This is a genomic window from Ancylobacter dichloromethanicus (genome assembly GCF_018390645.1).
In the GTDB taxonomy this organism is placed as follows: domain Bacteria; phylum Pseudomonadota; class Alphaproteobacteria; order Rhizobiales; family Xanthobacteraceae; genus Ancylobacter; species Ancylobacter dichloromethanicus.
The window spans coordinates 276,700-291,380 of the sequence record NZ_JAHBGC010000038.1 but is presented as its reverse complement, the minus strand read 5'-3'; the positions used below and the strand labels follow the sequence as shown (position 1 = coordinate 291,380).

General features: G+C 61.6%; 16 protein-coding genes. 3 read left to right on the top strand and 13 right to left on the bottom strand.

Features of this window, described 5'->3' with window-relative positions:
• Positions 1 to 13: 13 nt before the first annotated feature.
• Positions 14 to 412: a thioredoxin family protein gene (locus tag KHC23_RS17665; RefSeq protein WP_213374194.1), complete on the bottom strand. Its 399-nt coding sequence runs from the start codon at positions 410 to 412 to the stop codon at positions 14 to 16.
• Positions 413 to 853: 441 nt separating this feature from the next.
• Between KHC23_RS17665 and KHC23_RS17660 the strand changes: the two genes are divergently transcribed.
• On the top strand, positions 854 to 1,648 hold the full coding sequence (locus tag KHC23_RS17660; protein ID WP_213374192.1) for a C40 family peptidase: 795 nt from the start codon (positions 854 to 856) through the stop codon (positions 1,646 to 1,648).
• Positions 1,649 to 1,797: 149 nt separating this feature from the next.
• Here KHC23_RS17660 and KHC23_RS17655 read toward each other — a convergent pair whose 3' ends face one another.
• Both KHC23_RS17655 and KHC23_RS17650 read right to left on the bottom strand, forming a co-directional pair.
• Positions 1,798 to 2,088: a DUF427 domain-containing protein gene (locus KHC23_RS17655; RefSeq protein ID WP_213374191.1), complete on the bottom strand. Its 291-nt coding sequence runs from the start codon at positions 2,086 to 2,088 to the stop codon at positions 1,798 to 1,800.
• 111 nt (positions 2,089 to 2,199) lie between these two features.
• Positions 2,200 to 2,859 (bottom strand): DUF3047 domain-containing protein, encoded by a 660-nt coding sequence (locus KHC23_RS17650; RefSeq protein ID WP_213374189.1) that lies wholly within the window; start codon positions 2,857 to 2,859, stop codon positions 2,200 to 2,202.
• 314 nt (positions 2,860 to 3,173) lie between these two features.
• On the opposite strand from KHC23_RS17650, the gene KHC23_RS17645 reads away from it, so the two are divergent.
• On the top strand, positions 3,174 to 3,410 hold the full coding sequence (locus tag KHC23_RS17645; protein WP_213374187.1) for a hypothetical protein: 237 nt from the start codon (positions 3,174 to 3,176) through the stop codon (positions 3,408 to 3,410).
• Between the two features lie 61 nt (positions 3,411 to 3,471).
• A complete protein-coding gene (locus tag KHC23_RS17640; protein ID WP_213374185.1) occupies positions 3,472 to 4,086 on the top strand; it encodes a CDP-alcohol phosphatidyltransferase family protein in 615 nt (204 codons plus the stop codon).
• Here KHC23_RS17640 and KHC23_RS17635 read toward each other — a convergent pair.
• From KHC23_RS17635 to KHC23_RS24480, 10 genes are all read right to left on the bottom strand, one after another.
• The gene (locus KHC23_RS17635) at positions 4,083 to 5,267 is read right to left on the bottom strand and encodes an FAD-dependent oxidoreductase (RefSeq protein WP_213374183.1); all 1,185 of its coding nucleotides are present in this window, start codon (positions 5,265 to 5,267) and stop codon (positions 4,083 to 4,085) included. The two genes, KHC23_RS17640 and KHC23_RS17635, sit on opposite strands and share 4 nt — an antisense overlap.
• Complete coding sequence (locus KHC23_RS17630; RefSeq protein WP_213374181.1) at positions 5,261 to 6,691, bottom strand: dihydrolipoyl dehydrogenase family protein; 1,431 nt, start codon at positions 6,689 to 6,691, stop codon at positions 5,261 to 5,263. The genes KHC23_RS17635 and KHC23_RS17630 overlap by 7 nt, the downstream gene beginning before the upstream one ends.
• A 3-nt stretch (positions 6,692 to 6,694) precedes the next feature.
• Positions 6,695 to 7,402 carry a TVP38/TMEM64 family protein gene (locus KHC23_RS17625; RefSeq protein ID WP_213374180.1) on the bottom strand — a complete coding sequence of 236 codons (708 nt, stop codon included), beginning with the start codon at positions 7,400 to 7,402 and terminating at the stop codon, positions 6,695 to 6,697.
• Positions 7,403 to 7,413: 11 nt separating this feature from the next.
• Positions 7,414 to 8,133, bottom strand: coding sequence for a phosphonate ABC transporter ATP-binding protein (locus tag KHC23_RS17620; protein WP_213374179.1), 720 nt, complete (start codon positions 8,131 to 8,133; stop codon positions 7,414 to 7,416).
• Positions 8,130 to 8,942 carry a phosphonate ABC transporter, permease protein PhnE gene (gene phnE / locus KHC23_RS17615; protein ID WP_213374178.1) on the bottom strand — a complete coding sequence of 271 codons (813 nt, stop codon included), beginning with the start codon at positions 8,940 to 8,942 and terminating at the stop codon, positions 8,130 to 8,132. The genes KHC23_RS17620 and phnE overlap by 4 nt, the downstream gene beginning before the upstream one ends.
• Before the next feature lie 2 nt (positions 8,943 to 8,944).
• Positions 8,945 to 9,898: a phosphate/phosphite/phosphonate ABC transporter substrate-binding protein gene (locus tag KHC23_RS17610; protein WP_246544710.1), complete on the bottom strand. Its 954-nt coding sequence runs from the start codon at positions 9,896 to 9,898 to the stop codon at positions 8,945 to 8,947.
• Between the two features lie 567 nt (positions 9,899 to 10,465).
• Complete coding sequence (locus tag KHC23_RS17605) at positions 10,466 to 11,104, bottom strand: TIGR04282 family arsenosugar biosynthesis glycosyltransferase (RefSeq protein ID WP_213374176.1); 639 nt, start codon at positions 11,102 to 11,104, stop codon at positions 10,466 to 10,468.
• Entirely contained in the window at positions 11,088 to 11,774 is a 687-nt protein-coding gene (locus KHC23_RS17600; protein WP_246544709.1) for a TIGR04283 family arsenosugar biosynthesis glycosyltransferase, read from the bottom strand. Before KHC23_RS17600 ends, KHC23_RS17605 begins: the two co-directional genes overlap by 17 nt.
• A 46-nt stretch (positions 11,775 to 11,820) precedes the next feature.
• On the bottom strand, positions 11,821 to 13,695 hold the full coding sequence (locus tag KHC23_RS17595) for a radical SAM protein (protein ID WP_246544708.1): 1,875 nt from the start codon (positions 13,693 to 13,695) through the stop codon (positions 11,821 to 11,823).
• Entirely contained in the window at positions 13,685 to 14,599 is a 915-nt protein-coding gene (locus KHC23_RS24480) for a radical SAM protein (protein ID WP_246544707.1), read from the bottom strand. Before KHC23_RS24480 ends, KHC23_RS17595 begins: the two co-directional genes overlap by 11 nt.
• Between the last annotated feature and the right edge of the window lie 82 nt (positions 14,600 to 14,681).

The window sequence follows — 14,681 nt, the reverse complement described above, 5'->3', positions numbered from 1 at the left end:
TCCACGATCGCGTTCAGTTCGCTTTCTCGAGAAGCGCCTTGATCGAGTCAGGATTCGTATCGCCGACCGAGCGCCCTTTTTCCTTCGAGCCGCGGAAGACGATCAATGTACTTTGCATCTTCGCGCCAAACGAACGGACGACGTCTTTCTGGGTGTCGAAGTCCACCTTGTAGATAACGAGATCCTTAAACGAGGGGTTTGTGGCGAGATCATCGATGATAGGATGCTGTTTCGCGCAGACTGGACACCAACTCGCCGCGATGTCGACGAGAATAGGCTTTCCGTCCTGCTGCGATGCCGCAAACGCCTGTTGCGTGTACGGTGCCTGGCTTGCCGCAAGGGCTGCCCCGGCTGGAGCGAAGGATAGTCCGATCATGAACATGATCGTCGACAAGAGCTTGATGGATGGCATCCTGATCTCCCAATGACAGTTGAGCACGCTCGGCGTCTGGCGACGCCGATGCCCCTATGTCAGAGTTCGAAGCCGATCGGCGGAAGGTTACGCTGGCTGGAGGGCGTTGTCCGGGACGGCACGCTGGAAGTAGCCCGCATTCAAGGGGATGCGCCTGATCAAATCCAGGTGAAGTGCAGTGCTGATCCTTCCGGCATGGGCGTATCTCCGACCGATTGTTCGGGAGCGAGGGGGGCGGCGCAAACGCAGAACCAAGCGCAGACATCGGTGAAGGCGGTTGGCCTCCCGAGCTTGACCGCCTAGGCTATCGCATCTCCGACAGGACGATCAGGGATTTCGCCGTGCGCAAACTGATCCGATCAACTTCAAACCGAACGTAACCCTAATGCCGCTCACAACGAATCTATGAACATAAGATAGTGATCGATACCGGTGAGAGGCATGAACCGTCTATTGGCCAGGATTGGTCATACCCTCGCCAGATTTCTGAGCGGCGAGCGACACACCCACAGCTCAACCCCGCTGACGATGCCGGATCAACTGATGAATTGCCTCGAGCCCGCTGACGTGGTGTTGGTAGACGGCAATTCGAGGGTCGGCACCGCCATTAAGTACCTAACCCAGTCGACGTGGTCGCACGCGGCCCTCTATGTCGGGCCGCCCGGCTCAGAGTTATTTTCTGACCCGACGCATTGCTTCGTCGAAGCCGATCTCGTGGCAGGTGTTCGTAGCGTCGGCTTCGAGGAATTCGTGGGAATGCCGACGCGAATATGCCGACCGGTCGGGTTGAACGAAGCAGAATGCCGAGCGGTCGTCGATTTCGCGATCAGCCGCTTAGGGCACCGCTACGATCTCAGGAATATCGTCGACCTTGCACGCTACCTGTTCCCAACGCCCCCAGTGCCGTTCCACTTTCGCCGACGGATGATCGCGCTCGGAAGCGGAGATCCCACCAGAGCGATTTGCTCGACGCTTATTGCTCAAGCTTTCCAGTCGGTGAATTATCCAATTCTTCCGACAATCGAGTATCGCGCGGCGGCGACCCAGGAATGTCCCGGCTGCATGGACGAGATTTTGCACATCCGTCACCATTCCCTCTTCGTCCCGCGCGACTTCGATGTGTCGCCCTATTTCCGAATCGTGAAGCCGACAATCGATGGCAATTTCGACTTCAGAACTCTCCAATGGGAGCGGGAGGCTGCTCGCCAACCGGACGGGGATGCAGCACATCCATAAGCACCGACGATCCGTTCCCCTGGATAATCCCGCATATATGCTTGCGGCCCAACAAATGGGGTTGCCTGACACCGCGACTGTGCAAGATCGTCTGCATCTCCTGGATCATGAACGGGACCATGAGATGCGCTCTCCCGGAAGGGACGGTGCTATTGCGCAGCCTCAACTCGCACACCCTTCCAGAACGCAACCTTCCCCGCAATCTGGCTCGCCGCGCTCTTGGGCGTGGGATAGTACCAAGCCGCGTCGGCGTTGACCTTGTCACCGACGACAATCGAGTAGTAGTTGGCAGTTCCCTTCCACGGGCAGACCGTTTGAGTATCGCTGGGCCGAAAGAATTCTTTCCGCAACGACTCCGGCGGAAAATAATGATTGCCCTCGACAATCTCCGTCTTGTCGGCCTCAGCGATGACCGCTCCGTTCCAGACAGCCTTCATCATGCGACTACCTCCTGCATATGCTTCATCACTGCCGAAAACCCGTGAAAACCAACTTCGAATTGCTCGGCCGCGAGCGCCGACGCTAGACCGCGAACGCCAGCGCCGATTCGACTACTGCGAAGAGAACCAGATATCGCCATAGAATGCGTGAGCGCGTTGACCCGAATTATCGGTGTCAGTCATTATGGCGACGACATCGATGGACCGAATATCCTCACCGAACTGCTGTTTCAAATCTTCCCGTACGTTGCGCTTGTGGTTGACCCAAGAATTCAGGCGCGATGTACCAGAATCCGTCGCCAGAAGTCGGACGTTGCTAGTGAACGGGCTGGGCCACGCTGCTCCGACCGGATGTTGGGCTGCCCAGACGTAATTCATGGACAACGAACGCAACCCTAATGGACCGCGCTCCACGACGACGTAGATGCGCGCGGCGAAGTCATCTCCGGCCTTGGTGTTCTCGTCGACGCCCGTCACTGGTTGAGTAACCTTCCATGACCAGTTCAGGAAGGGCGTCTTCACCAGATCGACCTCAATCCTCCGAAAGCGCCCCGACGCGGCAGCTCGCGAAGTTGCTTCGAGAACCGTTAGGTTCAGATCGGGATCGAAAGTGAAGGCGTAGGCCGTTTCGCCCTTGAAGGCCTTTGCTTCCCAGGCACCCCAAGCGCCTTTCCAGAATTGGGTTACAGGAAAGCGCTGCTCGGCCGACGCTGCGATGCCGGCATGCAACACCGCTGGAAACAGCAGAAACCAGATCAGGCGTGAAAACATCCAGCAAACCTTGCGATGAGGCTAGAAAAGCAACGGTGCGTGCCGCCGGGGCTACTCATAGGCCGGCACGCACCGCCGCCCTGCGCGGAGATAGTCCGGGCTGCGACCATCTCCGCTGAATGCGCGTAGGTACGTCCGCGGAGAGAGTTCGACGCAAGGAGGGCAAAGGTTACGTCTGCCATCAGGTGCTTTCGATTCGACCGGGCCAGGTAACCTTTTCGGGCACGCCACGAAACGCTTGGCAGGACAGTTAGCCGTCAGCATCGGCCGCAAGCGTCTGTGAGGACTTCAGTGATCAATCGGGATCCCGACCCTTGCGCCTCTACACGTCGATCCTGCGGAAGCCAGTCCGCAGCGCGGCGTCCTGCTCCGGCCGAGGTCCGCTGGTGCAGACGTTGCACCGCGAGCCCGGCGAGATCATCTCGGCCGCCGCGGACGCACTCGAATTCCAGGCGACCGCGATCGAAGCTGGCGAACGACTGCGAAACAAGCTCGCGGTCTCGCTCGAGTCCCTGCGGACGACCATGCAGCGCAAGCCTCGGCGGCGCTAAACCATCCGCTGCGCTCGCCCCGTGATAGGATCCGAACACATAGCGCTGGAGGGAACCACCGATGTTCGATCGTCGATTCCAGCCCGTGATGAAGACGGCGCTTGCGGCTCCGGCTCGCACACTCGCAGGCGCTGGCGTCTCGGCCGACGCGCTCACCATGTTGGGCTTCGCAGTCGGCCTGGGCGGAGTGGCCTTGCTTGCTTTGCGTGCTTACCTGCCCGCCCTGGTGCTGCTGTTGTCGAACAGGCTGCTGGACGGTTTGGACGGCGCGGTCGCACGCCTGACTGGGCCGACGGACCGCGGAGCCTTTCTCGATGTAGCTCTCGATTTCGTGTTCTACGCGTTGGTTCCGTTCGGCTTCGCGCTCGCCGATCCCGCCCGCAATGCGTTGGCCGCGTGCGGGCTCCTGGTCGGCTTCATGGGGACGGCGAGCAGCTTCCTCGCATTCGCGGTCATAGCCGAACGACGCGGAATTTCGTCGGCCGCGTTTCCCCACAAGGGGCTGCATTACCTGGGCGGCCTCACCGAGGGCGCCGAGACGATCGCCTTCTTCGCACTCATGTGCCTGTTGCCGGACTGGTTCCCAGCACTCGCGTGGTCCTTTGCGGCGCTCTGTCTCATCACGACGGTAACGCGCTGGGTCTGGGGTTGGGCCGCCTTCTCCGAGCGCAACTAACCGCGGGGGCTACCGCGATCGAGGGGCGCAGCGCCGTCAATCCGATATTTGCCCACGAAGCGGCGGTCCAACCAGTTCTTGAACGACCAGACCCAATCGCCCTCCAAGACGAGGCCGTTTCGCGTGCCGATCGCGTGTCTCTCTCCCGTGGACAGAAGGTAGAGCGTTTGCTGCTGCGGCGAATACTCCGCGAGCGTTTCATTGGCGAGAAGCCGGCGGATGTTACGGGCCAAAACGGGGCCTTGCCGGACTGCATACACTCCGGATTTCGGCAGCTTGCGCGGTTGAAAGGCAGCGACGTCACCGGCCGCGAAGATGTTGTCGTGTCCGGATGCCCGTAACGTTCCGTCCACGACGGCGAAGCCGCGTTCGTCCACGACCAGTCCGCTCGCTCGCAGCCAGCTCGGAGCGGCCGCCTCAGTCACCCAAAGTGCCTCGTCAGCGGCCACGTTGCGGCCATCCGTGAGTTCGACTGTTCCGGGTAGAACGGCGCTCACGCGTGCGTTCTCGAGGACTTCGATGCCTCTGTCGTCGAGTATGCGCCTGCACCGCTGCCGGAATGCCCGTGGAAATTCGGGCAGGATGCGGTCGGACGCGCAGAGTAGCGTAAACTTCAAGGGCCGGGAGCGCAGACCGGCGTCGATCACTTCGGCCGTTAGCCTGCGATGGACCGAAAACGCGAGCTCGACTCCCGCAGCGCCGCCGACGACGATGACGATACGGCCCGGTCTCTCTCTGATACGCGCGCGAAGGGGCTCGAAACGGCTCAGAAAGGCGTCGATCGGCTTTACCGGGATTGCGTGTTCGGCGGCGCCGGTGACGCCTTCGGTATTAGGCGTCGAACCGACGTCGAGGGACACAATGTCGTAGGGCAACGGCGCCCCATCGCGACAGGACACGTGCTGCGATCGCAGATCGATGCCCACGGCTTCCGTCCGGAGAAAGGTCGCTCCCGCGGCGGTCGCGAGCGCGAGCGCGTCGATGTAGGCGTCCTCTTTCCGGTACAGGCCAGCGACCACGCCCGGCAACATGCCTGAATACGGTGTAGTCTGGGAGCGTGAGACCAGCGTCAGGCGCACGTCGGCCATCGGCGAGGTCGCGAACGACCTCAGGACCTCGACATGCGCATGCCCGGCCCCCACCAGAACAACCTGTCGAGGAAGCGTGGGCAACGCTACCATGGCGGCAGCCACTGGAGAGCGCCGACCAGTCGCCTTGTCCGCTCGCCGAACAGTGTCGGCTGGTAGTACCGGCTCGCGGCCGCCTTTCCGATCTCGCCCATGGTCGGATAAGGCAACATGAGATCGGTAATCGCCCTCAAGGTAAGCTTCCGCGAAACTGCCAGACACCAGAGCCCGATCATCTCTCCCGCCGCAGGGGCTAGGATCGAAGCTCCGAGTACCCGGGCGTGGGAGCCCAAAACGATCTTGATCTCTCCCTCCGGATGACGCTCCGTGACGGCGCGGTCGTTGCCCTTCAACGGAACGCGCTCGATCCGGACCTTCCCGTCGTAGCGCTCGCGCGCCTTCGCCTCGGTCAGGCCGACATGAGCCAGTTCGGGATCCGAGTAGGTCACCCACGGCAATGCTTCATAATGCGCCTTGGCCGGAAGACGGAACGCGAGATTCCGCACCACGATGCCCGCCTGATAGCCGGCTGCGTGGGTGAAACGAGGCGCGTCGATCACGTCGCCGAGCGCGAAGACGTGCCGTTGGCTGGTTCGTAGCCTTGCGTCGACGAGGATGCCCTTCGGGTCGTGAGCGATCCCCGCAGCTTCCAGACCCAGATCGTCGAAGACGGGCTCGCGGCCGGCCGCGACGAGCAGGTGCGAGCCCGACACCGCGTAATCCGCACCATCCTTCCGGAGTCGCACGACGACGCCTCCGAAAGGATGATCGATCGACGTGATCTCGACATTCTCCTGCAGCGATATACCCTCGCCGCGCATTATGTCGCGAAGCTTGTCGACGAGCTCAGGTTCGTCATGCGGTAGGATCGAAGCGCGCTCAACGACGGTGACGGAGCTCCCCAGCCGTCGATGGGCGACGGCCATCTCGACACCTATCGGACCACCTCCGATGATGACGAGATGATCGGGCTTGTTCCGCAAGTCGAACACATTGTCGTTCGTGAGGATTTTGGAGCGGTCCAGTCCCGGTATATTCGGTACGGCGGGTTTCGAGCCCGTCGCGATGACGAACCGCCGGGCCTGCAATCTGATGGCCCCGACCTGAATCGATCTCGCGTCGAGGAACCGGGCCGTGTCTCTATGCACGGTGACGCCGAGACCCCGGAACCGTTCGACGGAATCGTGGGGTGCGATGGTTGCGATCACGCCGCGCAGGCCGTCCTTGATCGCGGCGAAATCAACTCGAGGGGGCTGGCCCGATACGCCCGGGATCCCGGTGAACTCGCAGCGATGCGCCGCCTTCGCGGCAGCTAGCAACGCCTTGGAAGGCACGCATCCGGAATTGAGACACTCGCCGCCCATTTGACTACGCTCGATCAGAACGGTCTTCAGGCCGAGCTGGGACGCGCCTGCGGCCACTGAAAGTCCCGCGGCTCCGGCCCCTATGACGCAGACGTCGAACGTCGATTCTGCCATGGATCACGTCTCCATCTTCTCGGCCGCCGCAACGGATCGTCTCCTGGCCCACTGCCTGTAGACGACCGGCGCCAAGACAAGCAGACCGAGCCCGGTCAGCGCGATCAATACGCTCGGCGACATCAGGCTTCGGACGCTCGTCACGTTGCCGATCTGACGTCCGAAATTGACGTAGATCAGAGTGGCCGGAGCCATGCCGAGGAACGTCGCGAGCACGAATTGGCGCACCTTCACGTCGAACAGGGCCGAAACAAGATTGACGAGGAAGAACGGAAACAGCGGCACCAGCCGCATGAACAGCAGGTACCCGAAGGCGTTCTCCCGCATGTTGTCCGCGATCTTCGCGTAGAGAGGCCCCGCCTTGCGCCGCAACGGTTCGCCGAACGCGCTGCGCGCGACGAGGAAGACCATCAGCGCGCCCGCCGTCGCGGACGACAGCACCAGCACGGTCCCGAGCCAGACGCCGAAAAGGAAACCCCCGAGCAGGCTGAGGAGCGCCGCTACCGGGAGCGACAGAGCGGCGACCGCCATATAGGTCAACGCGAACGTCAGGGGCGCGAGGACGGGATGTGACGAGACGAGGTCCTGAAGCGCCTGACGCTTGGCCAGTACCGCTTCAGGACTGAGAATATCCGTCAAGCCACTGAAGTGGACTAAGATGACCGCCGCCACCAACATGACCACTAGAACATAGGGAGCGTAGCGGCGCATGATCTCCGTCCTCACATCGACTGTCTTGCCGGCCAGGGCGCGCGAGCGCTGCCCAGATCCTCGATCGCAACGACCCTATCGGCGTATTCTCGCGCGAGGTCGTGCTGGTGAAGGCTGCACAGCACGGTCAGGCCGTCGTCGCGGGCGAGCGAGCGGAGAAGAGCCAGGACGCCTCGGGCTGCGTGCGGATCGAGGCTCGCTATCGGCTCGTCGGCGAGCAGCACGCTGCTCTCCTGAACCAGCGCCCGTGCGATGGCCACCCGTTGCTGCTGACCGCCGGAGAGTCTATCGGCCCGAAGGAGCGATCTGTCGCGAAGGCCGACCCGCGCCAGCGCCCGCTCGGCCGCCCGCAGATCCCACACGTCGTACAGGCTCAGAGCCACGCGCCAGAAGGGCATGGACGCGAGCCTGCCGCCGATGACGTTGTCGAGCGCCGACCGCCTCCGGACCAGATTGAACTGCTGGAAGATAAAACCGATATGTCGCCTGGCATCCGAAAGTCCGCGGCCACCGAGCCGATGCATCGCGTTGCCCGCTACCCAGATTTCGCCGTCGTCGGCTTCGACCAGGCGGACCAAACAACGCAACAACGTCGTCTTGCCGGCGCCGCTTGGGCCGACGAGAGCGACGAATTCGCCCTTCTCCACACGGAGGGACAAACCGCTGAAAACCGGCCGGCCGCCGAACGACTTGGCCAGGTCCACGACCTCGATGCCCGCGTCGCCGCTCATGACAGCCGGCCCCGCAACCACGCGCTCGAGCGATCGATGATTGTGACCATCGCGAGGATCACCAAAAGAATCGCCAACACCCGCGGAAAAGCGAGGAGATCGATGTTGTTCTTGAGCTCCTGACCGATGCCGCCTGCGCCGACGATACCGAGCACGGTCGACGCCCGAACATTGAACTCCCAGACGTAAAGCAGGGTCGACACCAGGGATGGCAGGACGTCCGGCAGGAGCGCAAAGACGAACACCTTCGACTTTGATGCCCCGCTTAGCATCGCGGCCTCAAGAGGTCCGTCGGCCGCGGTCTCGACCGCCTCCGACCAGAGTTTTGCTATGGAGCCAGCGGAATGTACTCCTATGCCCAGAACGCCGGCGAAGGGACCGAGGCCTACGGCCGCGACGAACAGAAGCGCGAACACGAAGCTGTCGATGCCGCGCAGCGCGTTGAGCGAGACACGCGCCAAGCCGTAGATGAGCCGATTGGGAGCCGTGTTCGCCGCAGCGAGGAAGCAGACCGGGACCGCGATGATACCCCCGAGCGTGGTGCCGAGCGTCGCCATCGCCAAAGTCTCGGCGGCACGTTCGAGCAGCGTGCCCAAGTCGGAAAAGTCCGGCGGCCATGCCCGGAGCGTCCATGACCACAAGCGAGGAAGCCCATCTATCAGCCGGCCCAGATCCACCTCAGCGAAACGCCAGCAGAGCCAATACGCCGCGACCAGCGCGATGACCACGGAGCCGGTGCGCAAGAAGCGCGCTGACAGCATGGACGCCAGTTTGGTTCGCCGAATGTCGGCCTCCGTCCGCTCGGACATTCTCAATTCGTCTTGGCGCTAAGCTTTCCGACCGCAACGCCTGCGCCCTCGATCAGCTTGTAGCTGTCATGGGTGGCCGCGACCCAACCGGTGTAGTGTAGCGGCATCATCGACTTCGCCTGTTCTTCGGTGATGGCAAGCACGATCTCCTGCAATCTCTTCATCGTGTTCGGATCGAAGTCCTTTCTGACGACCAGTGGATCGTTCGGCAGTGGCTCCGAGGTCCAGACGACTTTGACGGCGTCCCGCTTGATGAGATCGCGCTCGATCATGCTGTTGAGATTGCGGTCGTAGTCGGTCGCGAGGTCCACCTGCCCGCTCGCCACAGCCATCTCGTTGGCTGGATGCGCGGCTCCGTCGCGATACCGGAAGAACGTCTTGGGATCGATGCCTTGGGTCTTGAACCAGTAGGTCGGGATCAGCCATCCGGACGTCGAGCCGACGTCCGCGAAGGAAATGGACATTCCCTTCGCATCTGCAGGGAACTTCTCGATCTTCAGATCGGGCTTCGCAACGATGATAGCGTGATAGGTAGGCTTTCCGTCGTATTTGACCGTCGCTATGGCCTGGGCGCCGCCCTCGTTGTTGGCCAGCACGTATCCCCAGGGCCCCATCCAGGCGACATCGGCCTGGCCGTTAGCGAGCGCCGTCGCTATTCCCGCCCAGTCGTTCGTCACGACGAGGTCGTAGTCCATGCCGAGCTTGCCGGCGACGTATTGGAAGAACGGCTCATAGGCCTTCTTCGTGTCGCCCGGGGTGGGCTGGAAAGGTCCGACTGCGAACCTGATCTTCTCAGCCGCGGAGGCAGGCGGAACCGCCCAGGCCAGACCAAGAGCGGCGACCGCAAAAAACGACAATCCTTGCAGGAAGGAGCGACGACCACCTTCAGCGAGCGCCCGTGAACCACAACGCATCGGAAACTCCGTTTTGAACCTTAACGAGTCATAGTTCGTCATGGGCCGGCGGATGGTTACCTTCCTCCCGGCAGGATAGAGGCAAGGCCGCCGATCCAGACGGGCAAGCCGCGGATACGCTGTGTCCGGCATGCTCTCTCACGCGGGCAGTCGAGCCGCCCGCGCCACCCGTCGACGGAGTAAACATCCGAATAACGCATGAGGAACGGCGCTACCCAACACACATACGGCACCGTTTCCGGTAGAGCGACGTATTTTGACGACTGGGAAATTCTTACTGCGCAGCCCGGCAAGATCAACTTCTCTATGCTCCATTGGAGCAGAAAGACATCCAGAAAAAAACGAAGCACCAAGAGGCCTGGGGCGTTAATGGTGTCACATCGGTTCGACGGTTGGATTTTTGACGGCATCTTCTCCTCCCGCTATTTATCTAATTTCGTGGCGCGATAGTTCACCTCGGCCGGCTCGCGATACAAGAGCTCTTCGCGCCCGCGACACCAATCTTCCGTCCTCCAATACTGGAAGCTTTCCCTGGCCGCGCGCGCCCTCCCGGACCCCGCTTCACGAAAGTCGTTCGATCAGCGACACGAAAAGTAACAACTAAAGCATCTAAACGAATAGTTTTGGTATAAGACCGACCGATCGCGCGCGCTTAAAGTCCGCGGCAGTATCAACATCCCAAAGAGTCTCCGTTTCGATTGCCTTCAGGCGCAGTTCCTTCACGCGCTCGCGGGTCTGTCTCATCACGACCTCGGTGCCGAACGCGACTTCTTCGAACAGACGCCGCTCAGGTTGCCTAAGGCCAATCAGTACGTATCCGCCGTCCTCGGCCGGCGTGAAGACCACATCGGTGTCGCGAAGAGCCGCCGCGCACCGGTCCAGGTGGACCGCCGAGAGCACCGGGCAATCGGTGCCGATCAGCACGACCGGACCGCGCTCAATCAGTCGGACGAATGCATCGAGCATGCGCTCACCTAAGTTTTCCCCTACTTGGCCGAATATCTCGATACCATAGACCCTGTGCAGCCATCGGAACATGTCGTGGCTTGAATCCGGCGCACACCAAAGAGAAACGGGGCGCAACGAAGATGTCAGCGCCGTCTCGACGGCCCGTCGGATGAAGAACGCATGAAGGCTCGCGGCGCCCTCGGCCCCTAGCTCGGGAATTAGACGCGTTTTCGCGTAGCCGGCCACGGGTGCCTTGGCGAAGATCGCAAGTTGCACCTGCCGTTCAGCGATGTCGCCCATACATGTACTCTATCGCTAATTGCTTTGGATCCGCGCCAAGATAGAAGGCGAGCCGCAGGCGCCACATCAGCAAGATCGTCCGGATCGGCCCTTTTTTCTCCCAGCGGCGGCCGGACGTCGTAACCTTGCTCCGGAGGCAGATGGGCGGCGTGATCCGCTTCAGCGCCGAAGTGAGCGCGATGTCCTCCATCAGCGCGATGGCCGGATATCCTCCCACTTCGTCGAACGCGGTGCGCTTCACGAATATCGCTTGGTCGCCTGTGGCGATGCCGGTCCACCGCGACCTCAAGTTCATCGCGAACGCGACCACGGACAGGATCCACAGCGGCGAGCCGATCCGGACGTCGAAGCGTCCCCAAACGTGCCGCGACCGGTCGATAGCGGTCTGCATTTCCTGCATGGCGCCGACGGGCAGAATCGTATCAGCATGCAGGAAAAGCAGGATCGAGCCCTTCGCCTCGAGCGCCCCAGCGTTCATCTGCCGGGCTCGGCCAGGCGGGGCGTCGATCACCTTGTCGGCGAGCCCTCGGGCCGAGCCAGCGGTCCCGTCCGTGCTGCCGCCATCAACAAGGATGATCTCGACATCATTGCCACGAAGCGTCTGAAGCCGTCGAAGACACGATTCGATGGTGCCTTCTTCGTTGAGCACGGGGATGATGATCGAGAGCATTGCTCGCTCATTCATCTGCAGGCGCAGGCTGGCCGCGCTAGCCTCGTCAACCCGAGCACGACGCGCCGCCTAACACGCAGAACTGTGAACAGAAAGGATGATTGAGTGACACGGCGGCGCTCGCTTCTCTCAAGGTGTGTCCGAGCTCGAAGCGCGGATCGTAGGGCAGAAGCGTGCATGAGACGACGGCGGGTCGCTCCTCGCCCCTACGCTTGAGGATCATCCGCGAAGACGAGCACATCACCTCCCGCGGCGACTTGTGCAGGATGTCCCAGCACGCTGTAGTAATTTCCGGTGTATCTTTACTGGTCTGCATCTCGGGAAACAGCACTAGCGAGTTAGGAGCTGAGCCTATGTTTTCGACATCGTTCTCGATGAGCATGCGGCCGTAACCTGCGCGCTCGGCCTCCTGATCCTCTCCCCACATCGTGCGGCCCGCGAGCGTCGTATGAATACCGTTCCTGCCAAGCCATTTCAGACCTGCCAGCGTGATCGCGAACGTTCCCGGGCCCCGCTCCTCCTCATGACGACGCCCGGTGTAGTGATCCAGCGAAACACGCAACGTCAGCGCGGCTCCGTATTGCCGAGCGAGCCGCAGCAAGGCGGATTTATGCCGTTGCATCGGCCGCATTGCGTTCGTGAGCACCAAAACCTTAAATCCTCGCCCGAGGCATTCCTCGACGATGTCCATGATCTCCGGATTCATGAACGGCTCGCCGCCGGTGAGACCGATTTCCTCGGTGCCAAGCCCATTCTCGGCGATCTCGTCCAAGAAAGGAACGACGTCCGATTTCCTGATGTAGACGAGACTGTCGTTCTTCGGGCTGGACTCGATATAGCAGTTTCTGCACGTGATATTGCAAAGCGTACCTGTGTTGATCCACAACGCCTGCAGGTGATCGAGCTCGACGCGAGCCCTCGGTGCACCTGATGCGGTGATGTCGGCACGCCTAAACTTCTCGTTTGGAAGAATCCCGAGGTGTCCGCGGTCGGTCGACGGCCAGAGGTGATCCAGTCTGGGCTTGCGCGCGTTTCCGGCCTTCGGCCGCCACTCGACCGAGCCTTCTTTGATCGGCACGCCACGCTCGCGTATCTCGTCGATCGGAAGCACGTCACAACTCGGCCAAATTCCGTTTTCGAGCGCAGCCGCGTAACCTTCAGGCAGCCCTGCTCGGCGCATTTTTGCGGCGGCGCGTTCGTAATCGTAGGCCAACGGAAGGTGTTGGACCGAAACGAGACCATCCAGAGCAGTAAGAACGCTATACCAGACCAGGGAGGTGCCGTCGTTCGCCGGCATACCGATCGCGCCCGCATTGTGCCAGAGTCGACCGCCGACAATCTGCGTGAACGGAATGCCGCAATGTCCGGCAATGACGCCATCCACTCCGGCGACGGCGATTTGGCGCGCTTTCTCGACGGCAGGCGTTGACGCGAAGATGAACTGGTTAATCGATTCGACGCCGCCATGCACAACGGCGAACCGGAGGCTTCCGATCTCGACGTCTATTCGGCGCGGAAGCGAAGACATCCAGTCCCTGAGCGTCGTGCTCATTTCACGGCTAGCATCCTGGAACCAGTCGGTCGCAAGCCGCTGACAGGCGCTTCCTTCCGGAAAGCCGCACCCACAATCTTGCGCGTTGGCAGCCAAGCTCTCTTCGCAATTGCCCATGACTACGTGACAACCGAAGTCGCGTATAAGTTCGGCCGTAGCTGCCGCGTCGGCCCCGTACGCCACGACGTCGCCAGTACAGATTACGCGCTCCGGAGGAATACCGCGCTGCCTCGTTTCGGCGATCATCGCCTGGAGCGCTTCGAGGTTGCTGTAGGGGCCTCCGAACACGAGCAGAGGATCACCGGGGCGGATGACGACGACGTTCGATTCAACGGCGGGACCTGACTGGTGCAGCACATTAATCAGCAAGGTGGAACTCCGGGCTTATGGGGAAGTAGCGTGCGACGCTTCGGGATCGTCGCGCGACAGAAGAGAGTCCCGCGACAGCAAGGTAATCTCGGCGCAATGGCGCCATGGCGCCGGTGCGCCTGGGCCATCTCCGTGCTAACGGGGCCGCCGCCGAAGAACGGAAGGCGCCGCGGGAGGACCGCGTCCTCGAAAAGCGTTTCGGTCGTAAACTAGGGAATTTGGTAGAGACTGAGGATCGGCGGGACGTGCAGCCGGCTTCCGGGCGCGATAATGATCCTCCGAGCTCGGATGCGCTGGCCGGCCGTCTCGGTTGTCCGTCCTTCCAAGAAGCATTTGCGCTCGGACTACAGCGCAGCTGAGCCGCACGAAGCGCTCCTCGGAATCGTGAGGCACGATCGCGTTGTAGCCCCTCGATGGTCGGCTCCCAGCTTCGCGGGCCGCGCAACTTGTCATGGCCGGTTCTTTCGTAGTGGTCGAGAGACACCCGGACCGCAAGCCTCCCCGGAAACTGCGCGTTGATGGCCGTGAGGCGCGTCTTCAGCCACTGCATCGGCTTCATCGCGTTGGTTAGGACGAGCACCCTGAAGCCGGCGCCCAGACTGTCGGCAATCATCCGGACGATATCTGGATTCATGAAGGGTTCGCCGCCAGTGAATCCGATCTCTTCCGGCGGATGGTCGCGCTCCCTCGCCTCCTCCAGGAAGCGCCGGACGTCCTCTCTGGTCAAATAGACGATACGGTCATTGCGCGGGCTTGATTCGATATAGCAGTTGTCGCAGGCAAGATTGCAAAGCGTTCCGGAATTGAACCAGAGCGTTTCGAGGGTGCTGAGCCGGACGCTCGCACGCAGCGCGCCGGTTGCGGTGACAAATGGATCGGCGAATTTCTGCGTTGCATGAACCATGGCACATCCGACGTCTCGACCTACTTATGAGAGTTCGCAGGCACGCGGAAAAAGGTTTCGTGCCAGCGCCGAATGAGGTGTC

What these genes read in the sequence shown, in the direction of transcription:
- KHC23_RS17600 (WP_246544709.1), bottom strand. Translation starts at nt 11,774, where the DNA reads ATGCTCTCGATCATCATCCCCGTGCTCAACGAAGAAGGCACCATCGAA.
- KHC23_RS17605 (WP_213374176.1), bottom strand. Translation starts at nt 11,104, where the DNA reads ATGGGCGACATCGCTGAACGGCAGGTGCAACTTGCGATCTTCGCCAAG.
- KHC23_RS17640 (WP_213374185.1), top strand. Translation starts at nt 3,472, where the DNA reads ATGTTCGATCGTCGATTCCAGCCCGTGATGAAGACGGCGCTTGCGGCT.
- KHC23_RS17660 (WP_213374192.1), top strand. Translation starts at nt 854, where the DNA reads ATGAACCGTCTATTGGCCAGGATTGGTCATACCCTCGCCAGATTTCTG.
- KHC23_RS17620 (WP_213374179.1), bottom strand. Translation starts at nt 8,133, where the DNA reads ATGAGCGGCGACGCGGGCATCGAGGTCGTGGACCTGGCCAAGTCGTTC.
- phnE (WP_213374178.1), bottom strand. Translation starts at nt 8,942, where the DNA reads ATGTCCGAGCGGACGGAGGCCGACATTCGGCGAACCAAACTGGCGTCC.
- KHC23_RS17625 (WP_213374180.1), bottom strand. Translation starts at nt 7,402, where the DNA reads ATGCGCCGCTACGCTCCCTATGTTCTAGTGGTCATGTTGGTGGCGGCG.
- KHC23_RS17630 (WP_213374181.1), bottom strand. Translation starts at nt 6,691, where the DNA reads ATGGCAGAATCGACGTTCGACGTCTGCGTCATAGGGGCCGGAGCCGCG.
- KHC23_RS17655 (WP_213374191.1), bottom strand. Translation starts at nt 2,088, where the DNA reads ATGATGAAGGCTGTCTGGAACGGAGCGGTCATCGCTGAGGCCGACAAG.
- KHC23_RS17665 (WP_213374194.1), bottom strand. Translation starts at nt 412, where the DNA reads ATGCCATCCATCAAGCTCTTGTCGACGATCATGTTCATGATCGGACTA.
- KHC23_RS17610 (WP_246544710.1), bottom strand. Translation starts at nt 9,898, where the DNA reads ATGACGAACTATGACTCGTTAAGGTTCAAAACGGAGTTTCCGATGCGT.
- KHC23_RS17635 (WP_213374183.1), bottom strand. Translation starts at nt 5,267, where the DNA reads ATGGTAGCGTTGCCCACGCTTCCTCGACAGGTTGTTCTGGTGGGGGCC.
- KHC23_RS17650 (WP_213374189.1), bottom strand. Translation starts at nt 2,859, where the DNA reads ATGTTTTCACGCCTGATCTGGTTTCTGCTGTTTCCAGCGGTGTTGCAT.
- KHC23_RS24480 (WP_246544707.1), bottom strand. Translation starts at nt 14,599, where the DNA reads ATGGTTCATGCAACGCAGAAATTCGCCGATCCATTTGTCACCGCAACC.